Here is a 16,001-nt window from a genome sequence, read left to right on the forward strand (position 1 = left end):
CAGACACCCCTGTCCTTCGTAAGCCCGAACCCGGATGGGCGAACGTCAGCCGCGCTGCGCGGTCTCGCGCTGCGCCACCATCAACCGTTCGATCGCGTATTCGGTGACCGCGGCCAGCGACCGCCGCACCTCGACCGGGTCGCGCGCGTCGATGTCCACGATCGGCACGCCCTCGCGGACACTGAGCGCTTCGCGCAGCTCGGCGACCGGGAAGCGCGGCGCGTCCGGGAAGCGGTTGACCGCGATCAGGAACGGCAGCGACTTGGCCTCGAAGAAGTCCACGGCCGCGAAGCTGTCCTCGATGCGGCGGGTGTCGACCAGCACGACCGCGCCGATGGCGCCCTTGATCAGGTCGTCCCACATGAACCAGAACCGCCGCTGTCCGGGCGTGCCGAACAGGTACAGCACCAGGTTGCCGGGCAGGATGATGCGCCCGAAATCCATGGCCACGGTGGTGGTTTCCTTGCCGGGCGTGGCGGCGAGGTCATCGACCCCGTCCGAATAGCCGGTCACCATGGCCTCGGTGCGCAGCGGCACGATCTCGGAGACCGCGCCGACGAAGGTGGTCTTGCCCGCGCCGAATCCGCCCGCCACGACGATCTTGGTCGACGCGGTGCGCGACTCCTCGCCCGGCCGCGGCGGGTACTGCAGTCCCGGGTTCGGGAACTGCCCGGTGGTATACGCCGGCCCCCCGTGCGGGCCGGCGGGGTAGCCTCCGCCGTTATAGGGCGCGGAGTCCATGCAGGGTCCTCTCCATCAGGGAGCGGCGCTCGTCGAAGGTCGCCTGATCGCTCAAAGTCGAATGCACACGCAGGGTTCCGGCGACCACCAGATCGCCGATGACGACCCGGACCATGCCCAGCGGACGGCCCAGGTGCGCCGCGATCTCGGCGACCGAGAGCCGGGCCGTGCCCAGCCGCAGGATCTCGGTGCGCACGTCGCCGGCGGGCCAGTCGAAGTGGGCGGTGTAGGACAGGGTCTCGACGACCGCTTCCAGCGGTAGCTCGACCGCCGGCTCGGTACGGCCGGAGGTCAACGCGTAGGGACGAACTCGGGTGGTCGGTGGCCGGTTACCGCCACCGCCATGAGGATTGGTCATTTGCGGCTCATCTAGGCAGTGTTCGACTCATCTAGGCAGTGCGGGCGGTGGCCGAGACGACGGAGCCGACCCGGTCGACCAGTAGGGCCATCTCGTAGCCGATGCGGCCGATGTCGTGCTGCTTGTTGGCCAGCACCGCCAGGTGCGAGCCATTGCCGACACTCATGACCAGCAGGTAGCCGCGCTGCATCTCCACGATGGACTGCATCACCTTGCCGCCCTCGAAAAGCTGTGCGGCGCCGGCGGACAGGCTGGCCAGACCGGCCGTCACCGCGGCCAGCTGCTCGCCGCGGTCGGACGGCAGGTGCGGGCTGGTGGCCTGCAGCAGACCGTCCGCGGAGACCAGCACGGCGTGCGAGACCCCGGGCACCTCCTTGGTGAAGCGGGTGACCAGCCAGTTCAGATTCTCATCCGTTGTGGTGCTCTGGGTGTCGGTCATGCATGCCCTCCGTCGTTGTACTGGGAGTCGGCCCGCCCGGAGTGGACGCCGCTGAGATGCCTGCTGAGGCTGTTGCGGATCTCTTCCGGGTCGCGGCCGGTACCGTCGTCCTCCTGGGCGACCGCGCCCGGCACCAGCTGGGCGCCGGGCCGCCGAATCGGCAGGCCGCCTTCGGTACGACTGGTTGTGGTCGGGTTGGCCGCGTCCTCGGCCGCGGCCCAGCCGACGTCCGAAGTCGACGACCAGGCGGCGCCGGTCTGCTGCCCGTCGGCCGGTTCCACCAGCCACTCGGAGACCATGCGCTGGTAGATCGGGGTCGGAGCGCCCTCGACCGGACGCAGGCCGGTCTGCGGCGCGGCCGGTCGCGATCCGGCGGGTGCGGCCTCGTTGCCGCGCGCGGCGTCATTGCCGCGAATAGCGTTGTCGGCGCCTCGAACAGCGGCGCCGCCGATGTCGCCGGCGGTCACGCTGCCGGGGACGGCGGTGGGCGGGAGCGTGGGGCGGTCGTTGTCGCCGAAGGCACTGAAACCGTTGCCGAAATAGCTGCCGGTGTCCGGGCCGTTGGGGTTCTCGACGTAGCCGCTGCCGCCGTTGCGGGTGCTGGTGATCGGCGCGGTCGGAGCGGGCGGCGGTGCGAAGGACCCGGCCGGTGTGAAGGGCTCCCGCGCCGGGGGCGTGAAGGGCTCCCGCGCCGGGGGCGTGAAGGGCTCGGGCGCCGGTGTGAAGGGCTCGGGCGCCTGCGCCACGGGCTCGGGTGCCGGAACGAGGCGCTCGGGCACCTGGGCGACCCGCTGCGGCATAGGCGTGACCTGCTGGGGCGCGACCCGCTGGGGGAGCGGGGCGACCGTTTCCGCGGCCGGGGCGATCGGCTCCGGCGCGTAACCGGCCGGTTCCTCCGTGTCCGGCACGGACCCGGCGGCCTGCTCGGAAACCGTGTTGTGCTCGGCCGATTCCGTGGACTCGGCGGCCTCGCCCCAGAAGCTCATGGGGGCGGGCCCTTGCGGGGCCGCGGGTTCGGGCCGGACAGCGCTCGCGCCGTAGGCCCGGGCGTCGTCGGGGGTGAAGGCGTCGGTGAATCCGTCGGAGAAGCGATCGGCCTGCTGCTGCGGCGGTTCCGGGAACGCGGGGACGATCGGGTGCTCACCGGTATCGGTGCCCGGCTTGCGCTGCGGCAGGCCGGAACTGGTGGTCGGGAAGCGGCCGGTGGGCGGTTCGGGCAGATTCGGCACCGGCGTCAGCCGCGGCGGGTTGACCACGGGGTTCGGTCCGGTGATCGGCCCGACGGGCGGCGGAATCTGACCCGGCGCCGCCGGAATCGGCCCGGAGGCGGCCGGAATCGGGCCCGAGACGAGGGCCGCGGCCGGGATCGGCCCGGAGGCCAGGGCCGACGGGGGCATGGGCAGCGCCGTGGCCACCGGGTACTGACCGGTCGGGTCGCCGACGCGTTCCGGCGCGGGCGAGACCAGGCTGCCCGGCAGGTGCACGCTGGCGGTGATGCCCGGCTGCTGCACCATGGCGGAGGTGCGGCGCAGGCTCACCGTGATGTGGTGCCGCTTGGCCAGGCGGCCGACGACGAAAAGACCCATGCGGCGCGCGGTCTCGACATTGACCTCGCCACCGGAGGCGAGGCGGTCGTTGATGCCCTGCAGGTCGTCGGCGTTCATGCCGAGGCCGCGGTCGGTGATCTCGATCAGGTAGCCGCCGTCCACGGCGCGCGCCACCGACACCGCGACCGGGGTGGTGGGCGGGGAGTAGCGCAGCGCGTTGTCGATCAGCTCGGCCAGCAGGTGCTCGATGTCGACCGCGGGCTCGCCGGCGACGATGCCGTCGGGCACGGTGCCGATCTCGACGCGCTGGTAGTCCTCCACCTGGGAGACCGAGGACCACAGCATGTCCGACAGCGGCACCGGCGCGAGATGGCCACGGCGCAGCGCGGTTCCGGCCAGCACCAGCAGGTTGTCGCCGTTGCGGCGCATGCGGGTGGCGAGGTGGTCGAGGCGGAACAGCGACTGCAGGCGCTCGGAGTCGTCCTCGTCGCGCTCGAGTTCCTCGATCAGCGACAGCTGCTGCTCCACGAGGGATTGGCTGCGGCGCGAGAGGGTTTCGAACATGTTGCCGATCTGCAGGCGCAGTCGCGCCTGTTCGGCGGCCAGGTGGAGGGCCTGGGAGTGGATGTCGTCGACGGCACGGGCCAGCTGCCCGATCTCCTCGGTGGTGTGCACGTCGACCGGCGAGATCTCCGGGGTCGCGCCGCCGGCACGCACCACCTCGAGCTCCTGCGGCAGGTCGATGTGGGCCACCTGCAAGGCGTCTCGCCGCAGGCGGCGGACCGGCACGACCAGCGAGCGGGCCACCACCAGCGCCAGCGCGAGACCGGCCAGCAGCATGCCGATCACGACCGAGGTGTCACGCAGCACGTTGTTGCGCGCCTCGGTGGTGAGCTCGGACAGCTTGGCGCCCATGGTGCCCGCGACGGTGGCGACCTCGGAGGCGTAGGCGTCCGCGCTGCCGCGCAGCGAGTCCTGCATGGCGGGCAGGGTGCCCGGGTCGGGCACGTTCTGCATCAGGATGCCGACGCGGGCGCCGGCGTTGTCCTTCAGCGTGTTCGCGTTCTGCGCCGATTCCGGCGCCATGCCGCGGTACACCTCGATCATGGTGATCTCGGCGCCGATGGCGGTGAGCAGCTTGGTCCGCAGCGCGGGGTTGGCCCCGGCGCCCGGCACCGCGAGCATGACGCGCTCCTGGGTGAGCAGGCGCGAGGCGGTCAGGGCGGCGCCGAACTGCAGGAAGGACTGCTGCACCCGGAGGTCGCCGACGGTGGGCGCGCCCGCGAGCGAGTTCTGCGCCCGGGTCTGCACCTCGTCGGCCTGATCGCCGATGGTCTGGGGGGAGCTGGTGCGCAGGCTGTTGCGCATGGTCTTCGCGACCGCGATGGCGGTGCCGAGTTCCTTCACGACGCCGGGGTCGGCGTTGGAGGACTTGAGCGCGGTCTCCAGTTCGGCCTGGGCCTGGTCGAACTTGGCGGTGGCGGCGTCGAGGTCGGCGTCCACGTCCTGGTTGCCGCCGACGATGGCGGCGACCGCGAGTTCATTGGTGCTGGTGAGGAATTTGACCGTGGGACGGAGCACGTCCATCTGCTCCGAGGCCGCGCTCAGTTTGGAGATGGTCTGCAATTCGCTGTTGATGCGCAGTACCGCGAAGGTCGCGGCGAGAAGCACCGGGAGCACCAGCACGATGCCGACCTTGCGGGTAACGGGCCAGTTGGACAGGCTGAATTGCCACGACCGGGGTGCTGCTTCCATCCCGCTTCCGTCGCCTCCGCTTTCACGATTGACCCCCGGGTACGTATGCGGTTGTACGGCTTTGGGGTCGAGCCCGCGCAGAACCAACTAAGGGTCTTCTTTTCCGGCCTGCAACATACCGCGTGAGCTGAGTAACGGCAATTCGGAAGACGTAGTGTATAAGCCTCCGAATGCGGGCTTGCCGCAACGGCTTTCGCGTCGAATTGGGTGACATTGCAACCACTCGGCATCGGCCGTTCGTAAAACACGCAGGTCATCTGCCTCACCCATCCGGCGTGTCGGAAGGGCCCTTCTCAGTGGACTCTCAGTCGTTGTGGGCAGACTGGTTGCCATGCGCATTCTGGTAGTCGACGACGACCGCGCGGTTCGTGAATCGCTGCGTCGCTCGCTGACCTTCAACGGGTACACCGTCGACCTCGCCGTCGACGGTCTGGACGCCTTGGAGAAGACCGCCAGTCAGCGACCCGACGCCCTGGTCCTGGACGTCATGATGCCCCGGCTGGACGGGCTCGAGGTGTGCCGCCGGCTGCGCAGCACCGGCGACGATCTGCCGATTCTGGTACTCACCGCACGGGATTCGGTGTCCGAGCGGGTCGCCGGGCTGGACGCCGGCGCCGACGACTACCTACCCAAGCCCTTCGCGCTGGAGGAACTGCTGGCCCGGCTGCGCGCCCTGCTGCGCCGCACCGCCGGCGACCCGGTCGACGCCGCCTCCGAGGCCATGTCCTTCGCCGACCTCTCGCTCGACCCCGTCACCCGCGAGGTCACCCGCGGCGAACGGCCGATCAGCCTCACCCGCACCGAGTTCTCCCTGCTGGAAATGCTGATGGCCAACCCGCGCCGGGTGCTCACCCGCAGCCGCATCCTGGAGGAAGTGTGGGGCTACGACTTCCCCACCTCCGGCAACGCGCTCGAGGTGTACATCGGCTACCTGCGCCGCAAGACCGAAGCCGACGGTGAGCCGCGGCTCATCCACACCGTGCGCGGCGTCGGCTACGTGCTGCGCGAGACTCCTCCGTAGGCAGGCGCTCGTGGGTAGAAGCGTTCCCCGGCGGACGGTGGTCGCCGGACTCGGATCGCGGACGGAGCACGACGGGCTGCGGCCGCCGATGCCGCTGACCCGTTCGGTGTCGCTGCGCTGGCGGGTGACACTGCTGGCTGCCTCGGTGGTCGCCGTCGCCGTCGCCTTCACCTCCATCGCCGCCTACGCCATGGTGGCCCGGTCGCTGTACGCCGACGTGGACTCGCAGCTGCGGGCCCGCGCCTCGGTGATGATCGACAACAACCTCGACAGCCTCGGCTTCCAGTCGCTGGTGTTCGCGGGGCTGTACTCCAGCGATGTCGGGGTGGCGCTGGTGTTCGCGGACCAGTCGCAGTACGTGCCGCCGCAGACCACGATTCCGCCGATCGGCAATCAGGAACGGCAGGTGGCCCGCGGCGAGATCGGTTTCTCGCTGCGCACCGTCGACGACCAGCGGGTGCTGGCCCGCCGCACCCACTCCGGATCCACGCTGGTGGTGTCGCAGCGGCTGCAACCCACCAAGGAAGTCCTCGACCGGCTGGCCTGGCTGTTGTTCGTGGTCGGCGGCTGCGGGGTCATCGTCGCCGCGGCGGCCGGAACCACCGTGGGCCGCACCGGGTTGCGACCCATCGCCCGGCTCACCGCCGCCACCGAACGCATCGCCCGCACCGACGACCTGACCCCCATCCCGGTCACCGGCGACGACGAACTGGCCCGGCTCACCGAGAGTTTCAACACCATGCTGCGCGCCCTCGGCGAATCCCGGGAGCGGCAGCGCCGCCTGGTGGCCGACGCCGGCCATGAGCTGAAGACGCCACTCACCTCTTTGCGCACCAATATGGAACTGCTCATCGCCTCCTCCCGGCCAGGCGCGCCCCGCATCCCCGACGAGGACATGGCCGAACTGCGCTCCGACGTGATGGCCCAGATCGAGGAGTTGTCCACGCTGGTCGGCGATCTGGTCGATCTGGCCCGCGAGGACGCCCCGGAAACCGTGTACGAGCGCATCGACCTCGGCGAGATCGCCGAACGCGCGCTGGAGCGAGTCCGGCGGCGGCGCACCGGAATCGATTTCGAGGCCCAGCTGCGGCCCTGGTTCGTCTACGGCGACGAACCCGGCCTGGAACGCGCCCTGCTCAATGTCCTCGACAACGCCGCCAAGTGGAGTCCGGAGGGCGCGCAGGTGTTCGTCACCATGCGCGAGAACGGGCGCGGACTGCTCGAGTTCGCCGTCGACGACGCCGGGCCCGGCATCCCGCCCGCCGAACGCGAGCTGGTGTTCGAGCGCTTCTACCGCACCACGGCCTCGCGCTCCATGCCCGGCTCCGGGCTCGGCCTGGCCATCGTCAAGCAGGTGGTGACCAAGCACGGTGGCACCATCAACATCGACACTTCCGACCGAGGGGGCGCGTTGATCCGTATCGTTCTGCCTGGAGAAAGCGCACCGCCCCTGCCCGCCGAGGCGGACAACTGAACCCGGAAAGCTCGGCGAAAAGCAAGCACGGTCTCAGTCCACTCTCAGTCGTTCCCGCCAGGCTTGGCGACGAGACTCGAGGAGAAAACGAGAAATGACCGAGGATTCGAACCAGCGGGGCACCGAGCCCGAAGGCCAGGCCGCCGACCACGCCGCCGCGGCCGGCGCACCCTCCGGGCCCGCCGGCGCGCAGCCCGCCTCCGGCGGCCAGGCCCCCGGTTCCGACCGCCCGGCCTCCGGCTCCGACACCACCGCGTCCGGCCTGCCGAAGCGGGACCCCGCGGGCGCTCCCGTGGCCGACTCCTTCAACGGCTTCGCGGCCGCCACCCCGGGTTCGGCTCCGGCGCCCGGCGCGTTCCCGTCCCCGGCGCAGCCCGGCCATCCCGGAGCGCCCGCGGCGGGTCCCGCGTCGAGCGCTCCCGGCGCGCCCGGTTTCGGTGCGGCGCAATCGTTCTCCGGCGGGATGCCCCAGGCTCAGGGCAGCGATCCGCGGGCCGATCAGCCCGCTGCGGGCGCGCAGCCGCCCGCTGGTTCGGCGCCGGCCTTCGGTGATCCGGGCGGGACGGCGTACGGCGTTGCGGGGCAACCGGGTTCGGGTGCGGTCGATCCGGCCACCCAGGTGCTGCCCGGTGCGGCGCACCCGGGTTTCGGCGCGCCGCAGGGTGGCCCCGCCTACGGGTCGGCTTTCGGTGGCGCACAGCCTTATTCGCAGCAGTACGGTGGTGGGAATCCGCCGACCGGGGAGATTCCGGGCGGGGGTTACGGGCAGGCGTACGCGGCGTCGGGGGCCGGGTACGCGGCCGGGCAGCAGCCCACGTCCGCTACCGGACAGCCGCCGACCGCCGGGACGGGACAGCAGGCTGCCGCCGGGGCGGGGCAATCGCCCTACGCCACGGGCCAGCAGCCCACGTACGCCACGGGCCAGCAGCCCGCGTACGTGACGGGGCAGCAGTCGGCGTATTCGACGGGGCAGCTTCCGGCGTACGCGGCGGGTCCGCATCCGACGCAGGTGATTCCGGCCGTGCCCGGTGGTCCGGGTGGGCCCGGGATGCCGGGTGAACCGGGTCTGGCGTACGGCGGCGCGCCGGGGCCGAAGCGGTCGGGCCGCACCGGTCTGGTCGCCGGCGCGGTCGTGCTGGCGCTGCTCAGCGGCGGTATCGGTGGCGCTGTGGGCGCGCTGGCCACCCACAGCAGCGATCACGGCACGGTGAGCAATGCGCTGGATCAGCCCGCGGGCAACGGCAAGGCCGCGCCCGCGCCGGAGGGTTCGGTGCAGGCGGTGGCGCAGAAGGTGCTCGCGAGCGTCGTCATGATCCGGGTCGCGGGCGCGCGGGCCGAGGGCGAGGGCTCCGGGGTGATCCTGTCCTCGGACGGGCTGATCCTCACCAATAATCACGTGGTCAGCGGCGCGGGCCAGAACGCCAAGATGGATGTGGCGTTCAATGACGGCTCGACCGCTCCGGCCACCGTGGTGGGCGCGGACCCGGTCTCCGACATCGCGGTCATCCGGGTGACCGGCAAGTCGGATCTGAAGCCGATCGAGCTGGGGCAGTCCGGCAATCTGCAGGTGGGTCAGGGCGTGGTGGCGATCGGTTCGCCGCTGGGCCTGGCGGGCACGGTGACCAGCGGTATCGTCTCCTCGCTGAACCGTCCGGTCTCCACCAGCGGCGAGCCGGGTTCGCAGGGCACGGTCATCGACGCCATCCAGACCGACGCGGCCATCAACCCGGGCAATTCCGGCGGTGCGCTGGTCGATATGAACGGCAAGCTGGTCGGCATCAATACCGCCATCGCCACCATGGGCACCGCCGAGTCGGCGGGCGCGCAGAGCGGCTCGATCGGCCTGGGCTTCGCGATCCCGGTGGACACCGCGCGCCGCGTCGCCGACGAGCTGATCAAGAACGGCAAGGCCACCTACGCCCAGATCGGCGTGACCGTGCGGGCGCAGGACGATGTGAACGGCGCGCGCGTGATGGACGTGTCGCCCGACGGCCCGGCCGCCAAGGCGGGCATCCCGAAGAACGCGATCATCACCAAGATCGACGACCAGATCGTGGACTCGGGCAATTCACTGATCGCCGGGGTGCGCTCGCACCGGCCCGGCGACAAGGTCAAGGTGACCTACACCGACGACCAGGGCAAGAACCCCAAGACTGTCGAGGTCACCCTCGGCGAAGCAGCCGCGGAGGGCGGACGATGAGCAACCGTGTCAATGGCAGGGAACCGGTACCGGCGATCCGTGTCACCTCCGACGGGGGATGGGAGCTGTTGTCGGACAAGGGCGCTACGGTGAGCACCATGGAAATCGATGCCGCTGTGGCGGGCCGTGCTCTTGTCGTGGTCGTCGACGATCGAACCGCCCATGGCGGAGTGGACTCGCTGGGTCCGCTGGTCACCGAGCTACTCACCGAGGCCGGGTTCCTGGTGGACGCCTCGGTGTCGGTGTCGGCCGATGAGGTGGAGATCCGCAATGCCCTCAATACCGCGGTGATCGGTGGTGTCGACCTGGTCATCTCGGTCGGCGGCACCGGTATGTCCCCGCGTGACGTGACGCCGGAGGCCACCGAGGAGGTGCTGGACCGGGTGCTGCCCGGGATCAGCGAGGCCCTGCGGGCGTCGGGTCTGGCCTCGGGGTCGCTGGACGCCGGCCTGTCGCGCGGTCTGGCCGGGGTGTCGGGCAGCACGCTGGTGGTGAACCTGCCGGGTTCGCGCGCCGCGGTCCGGGATGGCATGGCCACTCTGGGCCCGCTGGCGAGCAAAGTCATCGATGAATTGTCCGGTCTGTCGGAATGACCGACGCCGACACACCTGATTCACCCGAGTCGCCCCGTCCGGCCGAGCGCCGGGCGGGGTCTCGTCGTCTGACCCCCGCCGAACGCGCCCGGCTCGCGCGCGTCTTCGGCGACGAGCTGCCGTCCACGACCAAGGACGAGCGCACTCCCGAGCCGGATTCCGTTCAGTCCTCCGATGATTGGCTGCGCGCGCAGAAGCCGCCCCATCACGGTTGAGATTCGCTTACATCACGGCTGCCGGGAATTAGCCATCTCTCGAAGGTCGTGATTTGGCGCGCCGTTATCAATTTGTTGCCAAACGGTAGCTGTTGTGGCTAAAATCTCCTCCGGGTCAACAAAGCTACGGCTGTAAAGAAAATGAGCAGCGCGCTTGATAGTTGCTCTTGCCGAGTTCTGTGCCGTAGTGGCTCTCTTCAGCCCCGGTGGTCGGGGTTGTCCGCAAAAAAACTGATGAGGGAACAATGAGCGAGAACCGGACTGCCGGTTTGCGTTGGACCGCGCGTGCCGCGGGCATCGGCGCAGCCGCCTCCGTGGCTTTCGGCCTGCTGTCGACCGGCGCCGCCAACGCCGACACCTTCGTACCGTTGCCGGACGGTCAGAAGGTCGGACCGGGCGTGACCATCAACCGTCTCGGCGAGCACGCCGTCATCTCGCCGTCGCTGTCGGCGAACGGCGCGGGCCGCACCGCCTGGCTCTCGGGCAAGGTCGTCGCCGACGTCACCGAGACCCCCGCGGGCACGGTCGGCCCGAACAACGGCCCCACCAACGGCCCGGGCACCAACAACTCCTCCACGCACGGCGCCTCGCAGGTCAACACCGGTTACATCATCGGCTGCCAGGTGAACATCGCCGACAACGCCATCTCCGCCGGTGTCTCCGGTGGCGTGAGCCTGACCGGCGCGAACGCGGGCGGTTCCATCGGCGTGAACCTCGGCCCCGGCCAGGTGACCTTCCTCCAGATCAACTCCAAGGACATCCTCGACGCGGGTCGCTACTCCATCGACTACAAGGATGTGCCGGTCGACGTGCAGGGCTGCGCGGGTTACGCCCAGGCGCGCGCCTACACCGTGGTCGAGATCATCGGTGACCACTACTCGAAGACCACCCTCTACGGGCAGCCGTTCAGCCTCGGCTGACGTGTGGTCAGACAACCGATTCATCTCTCGCGCAAGCGAATTCGACCCTAGAGGGAAACCATCATGAACGTTCGCAAAACCATGGCGCGGGCCGCCGGGATCGGCGCCGTCGCCACCGCCGCCCTGGGCCTGTTCTCCACGGGTGCGGCCAACGCCGACACCTTCGTGCCGCTGCCGGGCGGTTCCATCACCGAGACCATGGACGACGGCACCGTCGTCACCATCTCCATGACCGGCGAGTCGGCCAACATCAACCCGTCGCTGGGCTCGACCCCGCTGCACCGCAACGCCTGGGTCTCGGGTAGCGCGCGCGTCGAGCTGTCGGGCACGCACGGCGATGCCGGCGGCAAGATCGTCCCCGGTTACGTGGTCGGCTGCCAGGTCAACATCTCCGGCGGCGGCGCCAACGGCGGCCCGAGCGCGGGCGCCAACTACGACGGCTCGAGCCCGTCGGCCGGTGCGAATGTCGGCGGCAACCTGACCCTGGGCCCCGGCCAGTCGCAGGCGTTCTACGTCCTGGATCAGGAAGCGCCCGACGATTTCGGCAGCGAGGCGCACTACAAGCGCAACAAGTTCTCGGGTAACTCCGGTTCGGTGACGTGGTCGGATGAGACCATCAACCTGAACGGCTGCGGCGGTTACGCGCAGGCGCGCTCGTTCATCGCGGTTCAGGTCGAGACCGACCATGTGATCACCGCCTACACGCTGTGGGGTCAGCCCTTCAGTCTCGGCTGATCAGTTTCCGCTCAGCGGAATGCCAAGGGGCCCGGTGCGATTAGCACCGGGCCCCTTTTGCTATCCACGACTTTCTCTGGATACCTGCGGGTTTGTGTCGGCGAGTGGTCGATCCTGTTCGCTCACGTCTCAGAGCTCACAGCTGTGATGTAAAGTGCCCTCCGTCGCTACGGGAAAAGAATTCGTAACGAGTAACACAGTGGCAACAATGTGGCGACAAACTCAATCGGGGATTCGCAAGAGTCCCATTTCAACCTCGGTGGTCGAGGTTGACCGCAAGAAACCTGATGAGGGGAAGTATGAGCGAGAAGCGCTCCCACGGTCTGCGTACCGCGGCCCGTTTCGCGGGCATCGGCGCGGCTGCTGCCGTGGCCATCGGCCTTTTTTCCACTGGTGCCGCTAACGCTGACACCTTCGTGCCGTTGCCGGACGGCCAGAAGGTGAACCCGGCGGGCACCGTCACCATTACCCGGACGGGCGAGCACGCCATCGTGTCGCCGTCGCTCGCTGCCAACGGTGCCGGCCGTGTGGTGTGGGTGAGCGGCGCCGCCTCCGCGGTGGTCACCGAAACCCCCGAGGGCACAGTCGGTCCGAACAACGGCCCGGTCGGTATCCCCGGCAGCAACAACTCGTCCACCCACGGCACCTCGCAGATCAACACCGGCTACATCGTCGGCTGCCAGATCTCCATCGGTGAGGACGCGATCTCGGCCGGTGTCTCCGGCAGCATCAACCTCGACAGCGCGAGCATCGGTGGTTCGATCGGCGTCAACCTCGGCCCCGGCCAGGTGGCCTTCGTCCAGATCGACTACAAGGACATCACCAAGGCGGGCACCTACTCGGTCGAGTACCGCGACGCCGAGATCCAGATCCAGGGCTGCGCGGGCTACGCCCAGGCGCGTGCGTACACGGTCGTCGAGGTCATCGGCGATCACTACTCCAAGACCACCCTCTACGGCCAGCCGTTCAGCATCGGCTAAGTGGTCTCCGCCCGCCAAATCCTTTCTCGCGCAAGCGAACCAAATCTGAGGGACAACCAGATATGAACATCCGTAAGACAATGGCGCGGGTGGCCGGTGTCGGTGCCGTCGCCACCGCGGCCCTTGGCCTGTTCTCCACCGGTGCGGCCAATGCCGACACCTTCGTGCCGCTGCCGGGCGGCGAGCTCACCCAGACCCTGTCCGACGGCACCGTGGTCACGGTGAAGCTGGTCGGCGAGTCCGCCAACATCAGCCCGTCGCTGGGTGCCACCCCGGTGCACCGCAACGCCTGGGTCTCGGCGTCGGCGCAGGTCAACATCTCCGGCGACACCACCGCGACCGGCGGCAAGATCTACCCCGGCTATGTCGTGGGTTGCCAGGTCACCATCGACGGCGGCGGCGTCAGCGGTGGTGCGGAAGGCGGTGCGAGCTGGGACAGCAGTGGCAACGCCACCCCGACCGGCGGCGTGAACTCCGGCGCCAACCTGACCCTGGGTCCGGGCCAGGCCAAGTCGTTCTACATCCTCGACCTGGAGATGCCGGACGACTTCGGCCACGAAATCCACAAGAAGCGCAACGCTTTCAGTGGCACCAGCGGTTCGGTCACCTGGTCGGACGAGACCATCGGCCTGAACGGCTGTGGCGGTTACGCCCAGGCGCGTGCCTTCGTGAGCGTCGAGGTCGAGACCGACAACGTGATCAGCTGGGTCACCCTGTGGGGCCAGCCCTTCAGCCTCGGCTGATCTACACCCCGGTGTAATCCGAACGGGCCCGGCGCTTTTCGCGCCGGGCCCGTTTTGCCTTGTGATGCAGGGGAGTTCGCGCCGCGGGTCAGAGTTCGTGCCGCCCGCCCGCGCTGCGCTCCGCGAGCAGGTCCCGGATCTCGTGCAGCAGTTCGTTGTCGGTGAGCACGTCGTCCGCCTTGGCGCCCCACCTCTTCTTGGCCTTGGTGGCCGGGACGACCAGGATGAAGTAGAGCAGGGCCGCGATGATGACGAAATCGATGGCCGCGGTGATGATCGGCCCGATCGCGATGAAGGTGGCGGGCTTGTCGGCCACCAGCTGGAAGCCCAGCCCGAGCTGATTGGTGCCGCCGAAGACCGCCAGCAGCGGTGTCACGATGCCGTCGGTGAAGGCGGTGACGACCGCGACGAAGGCCGTACCCATGACGACGGCCACGGCCAGGTCGATGACATTGCCGCGCATCAGAAAATCTTTGAAACCCTTGAGCATTGCCGAAACTCCTCTACCTGAGGGATCGAACGCAGAATGATGGGGTTGTGAGGCGATGCTAGTTCACCGATGCGCCGGTTCAGTGGAACACGACCGTGAGCGCCGTCCGCAGCGAGGCGGCGGCCACCGCGGTGGCGCGTCGGGAATCCAAGGCGACCAGCACCACCCGGTCCGTGCGCCCGCGGGTTCCGTCGGCCTGCGGCACCAGCACCACGGCGGCGTCGGCGGCCAATAGCCGTGCGGGACGGCCGGTCCCGCCGGTGTCCTCGCCCGCCACCACGTCCACCCGGTCGCCGGTGCGCAGGATCTCGGCAACGGCGTTGTCCGCCAGGCGGATCGGGACGATGCGCGCATCGGGGGAGCCCGCCGCCACGGCGGCCAGTCGCGGGCTCAGCACCCGCACCTCGGTGAGGATCTCCCCGGCCGTGAGTGCGGCGGCGAGGGTGGCCCCGCGCACCCGCGCGGCGTCGCGCACGGCTCCGGCGGGCAGGGTCGCGGTCTCCCGGTCGGCGGTGCGCAGATCGCCGTCGCCGAGCACCTGCCCGGGCGGCAGCTCCCGCGCGGCGACCAGGACGGGTGTCCGGTCCGCGGATGGATCCGGGCGTACGGCCAGGAAGGCCGCCGCCATGAGCAACGCGACCGCCCCGGCCCGCCGCAGTAGCACCGAGTCCGCCCAGGTCAGGCGGCTACGGAACTCGTGCGGGAAAGCTCGATACGATCGCGTCACGGGGGCAGCGTACGGTCGCCCCGACACCGGCACGCCCGGGCCGGACCCGGGCTGTGGATAACGAAGAGCCTGTGGAGAAAGCTGAGATCAGGCCGCGGACGTGCTGGAACCGCTGGACGACGAGGTCGAGGTACTCGACGTGGACGCGCTCGACGCGGTGGAGCTCGACCCGCCGTTGTCCGACGAAGAGGACGACGGCTTGGCCGGTTCGGACGAGGTGGAGCCGTTACGGCTGTCGGTGCGGTAGAAGCCGCTGCCCTTGAAGACGATGCCGACCGAGTTGAACAGCTTGCGGAGCTTGCCGTTGCAACGGTCACACGTGGTCAGTGCGTCATCGGAGAAGGACTGCACGATGTCGAACTTGTTGTCGCACTCGGTGCATGCATACGAGTAAGTAGGCATCGGGAAACCTCCACGCTCTTCGTCGAATTAGCACTCTACAGCTGGCAGTGCCAACGCTGCCAATCGGGTGTCAATTCCCGGCTCGATCTCCGAGGCGGCGCAGCCCGCCGAACGGGGTCAGTGCCCACCCCATTCGATGGTCGTGTGACTCCTCCGGCAAACGGTCCACGAGTTCGTCGTCGCGCACCACGGCGATCAATCGCGCGTCGCCGCGCGCGGCGTTCAGACTTCGATCGTAATAACCGGCTCCGCGTCCCAATCGGACCCCGCGCCGATCCACCGCGAGCGCCGGAATCAGAATCGTCGAAGCCGTCGAGATTCCGTCCGCGACCGGGACTCCGTCCGGTTCGCGCAGCCCGAACCGGCCGCGGCGCAGCCGGTCGGGCCCGGTGTATTCGGCCCAGGCGAGCGGCCCGGGTTCGCCGGTGACCGGGAGCAGCACCCGGGCGCCGGCGGCCCGCAGCGCGTCGAGCAGGGCCACGGAGCCGGGTTCGCCGCCCACGGGCACGTAGGCGCAGACCCAGCCGCTGTCCGCGAGCCGTCCGGCCGCGGCGGCCAGCGCCGCGGCCTCGCGCTCGCGGACCTCGGCGGGCAGGGCCTTGCGGCGCGCGAGGATCTCCGCGCGCCACGCCGTCTTGTCCCGCTCGTCCGTCACGCTTCC

17 protein-coding genes are annotated in these 16,001 nt (G+C 69.7%); 9 read left to right on the forward strand and 8 right to left on the reverse strand.

Annotated elements, in window-relative coordinates:
- Positions 1-45: 45 nt before the first annotated feature.
- From ACFRAQ_RS01765 to ACFRAQ_RS01780, 4 genes are read right to left on the reverse strand one after another with little or no spacing between them, the layout of a single operon-like run.
- On the reverse strand, positions 46-741 hold the full coding sequence (locus ACFRAQ_RS01765; RefSeq protein WP_379092707.1) for an ATP/GTP-binding protein: 696 nt from the start codon (positions 739-741) through the stop codon (positions 46-48).
- Positions 722-1,099 carry a DUF742 domain-containing protein gene (locus tag ACFRAQ_RS01770; protein ID WP_357092287.1) on the reverse strand — a complete coding sequence of 126 codons (378 nt, stop codon included), beginning with the start codon at positions 1,097-1,099 and terminating at the stop codon, positions 722-724. The genes ACFRAQ_RS01765 and ACFRAQ_RS01770 overlap by 20 nt, the downstream gene beginning before the upstream one ends.
- 31 nt (positions 1,100-1,130) lie before the next feature.
- Positions 1,131-1,538, reverse strand: a complete 408-nt coding sequence (locus ACFRAQ_RS01775; protein ID WP_213559341.1) for a roadblock/LC7 domain-containing protein — start codon at positions 1,536-1,538, stop codon at positions 1,131-1,133.
- Positions 1,535-4,840, reverse strand: a complete 3,306-nt coding sequence (locus tag ACFRAQ_RS01780; protein WP_379092711.1) for an ATP-binding protein — start codon at positions 4,838-4,840, stop codon at positions 1,535-1,537. Before ACFRAQ_RS01780 ends, ACFRAQ_RS01775 begins: the two co-directional genes overlap by 4 nt.
- A gap of 331 nt (positions 4,841-5,171) precedes the next feature.
- Between ACFRAQ_RS01780 and ACFRAQ_RS01785 the strand changes: the two genes are divergently transcribed.
- The 9 genes from ACFRAQ_RS01785 to ACFRAQ_RS01825 all read left to right on the forward strand — a co-directional run bounded on the left by ACFRAQ_RS01785 (position 5,172) and on the right by ACFRAQ_RS01825 (position 13,721).
- The gene (locus ACFRAQ_RS01785) at positions 5,172-5,861 is read left to right on the forward strand and encodes a response regulator transcription factor (RefSeq protein WP_379092714.1); all 690 of its coding nucleotides are present in this window, start codon (positions 5,172-5,174) and stop codon (positions 5,859-5,861) included.
- Positions 5,862-5,949: 88 nt separating this feature from the next.
- Positions 5,950-7,335: a HAMP domain-containing sensor histidine kinase gene (locus ACFRAQ_RS01790; RefSeq protein WP_357280877.1), complete on the forward strand. Its 1,386-nt coding sequence runs from the start codon at positions 5,950-5,952 to the stop codon at positions 7,333-7,335.
- A gap of 745 nt (positions 7,336-8,080) precedes the next feature.
- The gene (locus tag ACFRAQ_RS01795) at positions 8,081-9,535 is read left to right on the forward strand and encodes a S1C family serine protease (RefSeq protein WP_379095723.1); all 1,455 of its coding nucleotides are present in this window, start codon (positions 8,081-8,083) and stop codon (positions 9,533-9,535) included.
- A 98-nt stretch (positions 9,536-9,633) separates the two neighbouring features.
- On the forward strand, positions 9,634-10,128 hold the full coding sequence (locus ACFRAQ_RS01800; RefSeq protein ID WP_357280873.1) for a MogA/MoaB family molybdenum cofactor biosynthesis protein: 495 nt from the start codon (positions 9,634-9,636) through the stop codon (positions 10,126-10,128).
- Positions 10,125-10,343 carry a hypothetical protein gene (locus tag ACFRAQ_RS01805; RefSeq protein ID WP_379092717.1) on the forward strand — a complete coding sequence of 73 codons (219 nt, stop codon included), beginning with the start codon at positions 10,125-10,127 and terminating at the stop codon, positions 10,341-10,343. Before ACFRAQ_RS01800 ends, ACFRAQ_RS01805 begins: the two co-directional genes overlap by 4 nt.
- Before the next feature lie 245 nt (positions 10,344-10,588).
- Entirely contained in the window at positions 10,589-11,263 is a 675-nt protein-coding gene (locus ACFRAQ_RS01810; protein ID WP_379092720.1) for an MspA family porin, read from the forward strand.
- A gap of 63 nt (positions 11,264-11,326) precedes the next feature.
- Positions 11,327-11,998 carry an MspA family porin gene (locus tag ACFRAQ_RS01815; protein WP_379092723.1) on the forward strand — a complete coding sequence of 224 codons (672 nt, stop codon included), beginning with the start codon at positions 11,327-11,329 and terminating at the stop codon, positions 11,996-11,998.
- 299 nt (positions 11,999-12,297) lie between these two features.
- Positions 12,298-12,978: an MspA family porin gene (locus ACFRAQ_RS01820; protein WP_379092726.1), complete on the forward strand. Its 681-nt coding sequence runs from the start codon at positions 12,298-12,300 to the stop codon at positions 12,976-12,978.
- 62 nt (positions 12,979-13,040) lie between these two features.
- Positions 13,041-13,721: an MspA family porin gene (locus ACFRAQ_RS01825; protein ID WP_379092729.1), complete on the forward strand. Its 681-nt coding sequence runs from the start codon at positions 13,041-13,043 to the stop codon at positions 13,719-13,721.
- A gap of 88 nt (positions 13,722-13,809) precedes the next feature.
- Here ACFRAQ_RS01825 and mscL read toward each other — a convergent pair whose 3' ends face one another.
- From mscL to ACFRAQ_RS01845, 4 genes are all read right to left on the reverse strand, one after another.
- Positions 13,810-14,211 (reverse strand): large conductance mechanosensitive channel protein MscL, encoded by a 402-nt coding sequence (gene mscL, locus ACFRAQ_RS01830; protein WP_379092732.1) that lies wholly within the window; start codon positions 14,209-14,211, stop codon positions 13,810-13,812.
- A 79-nt stretch (positions 14,212-14,290) separates the two neighbouring features.
- Complete coding sequence (locus tag ACFRAQ_RS01835; protein ID WP_379092735.1) at positions 14,291-14,938, reverse strand: SAF domain-containing protein; 648 nt, start codon at positions 14,936-14,938, stop codon at positions 14,291-14,293.
- A gap of 87 nt (positions 14,939-15,025) precedes the next feature.
- A complete protein-coding gene (locus ACFRAQ_RS01840) occupies positions 15,026-15,340 on the reverse strand; it encodes an FmdB family zinc ribbon protein (RefSeq protein ID WP_357092261.1) in 315 nt (104 codons plus the stop codon).
- 70 nt (positions 15,341-15,410) lie between these two features.
- On the reverse strand, positions 15,411-15,995 hold the full coding sequence (locus ACFRAQ_RS01845) for a 5-formyltetrahydrofolate cyclo-ligase (protein WP_379092738.1): 585 nt from the start codon (positions 15,993-15,995) through the stop codon (positions 15,411-15,413).
- Positions 15,996-16,001 lie beyond the last annotated feature (6 nt).

The organism is Nocardia sp. NPDC056611 (assembly GCF_042792755.1).
Taxonomy (GTDB): Bacteria; Actinomycetota; Actinomycetes; order Mycobacteriales; family Mycobacteriaceae; genus Nocardia.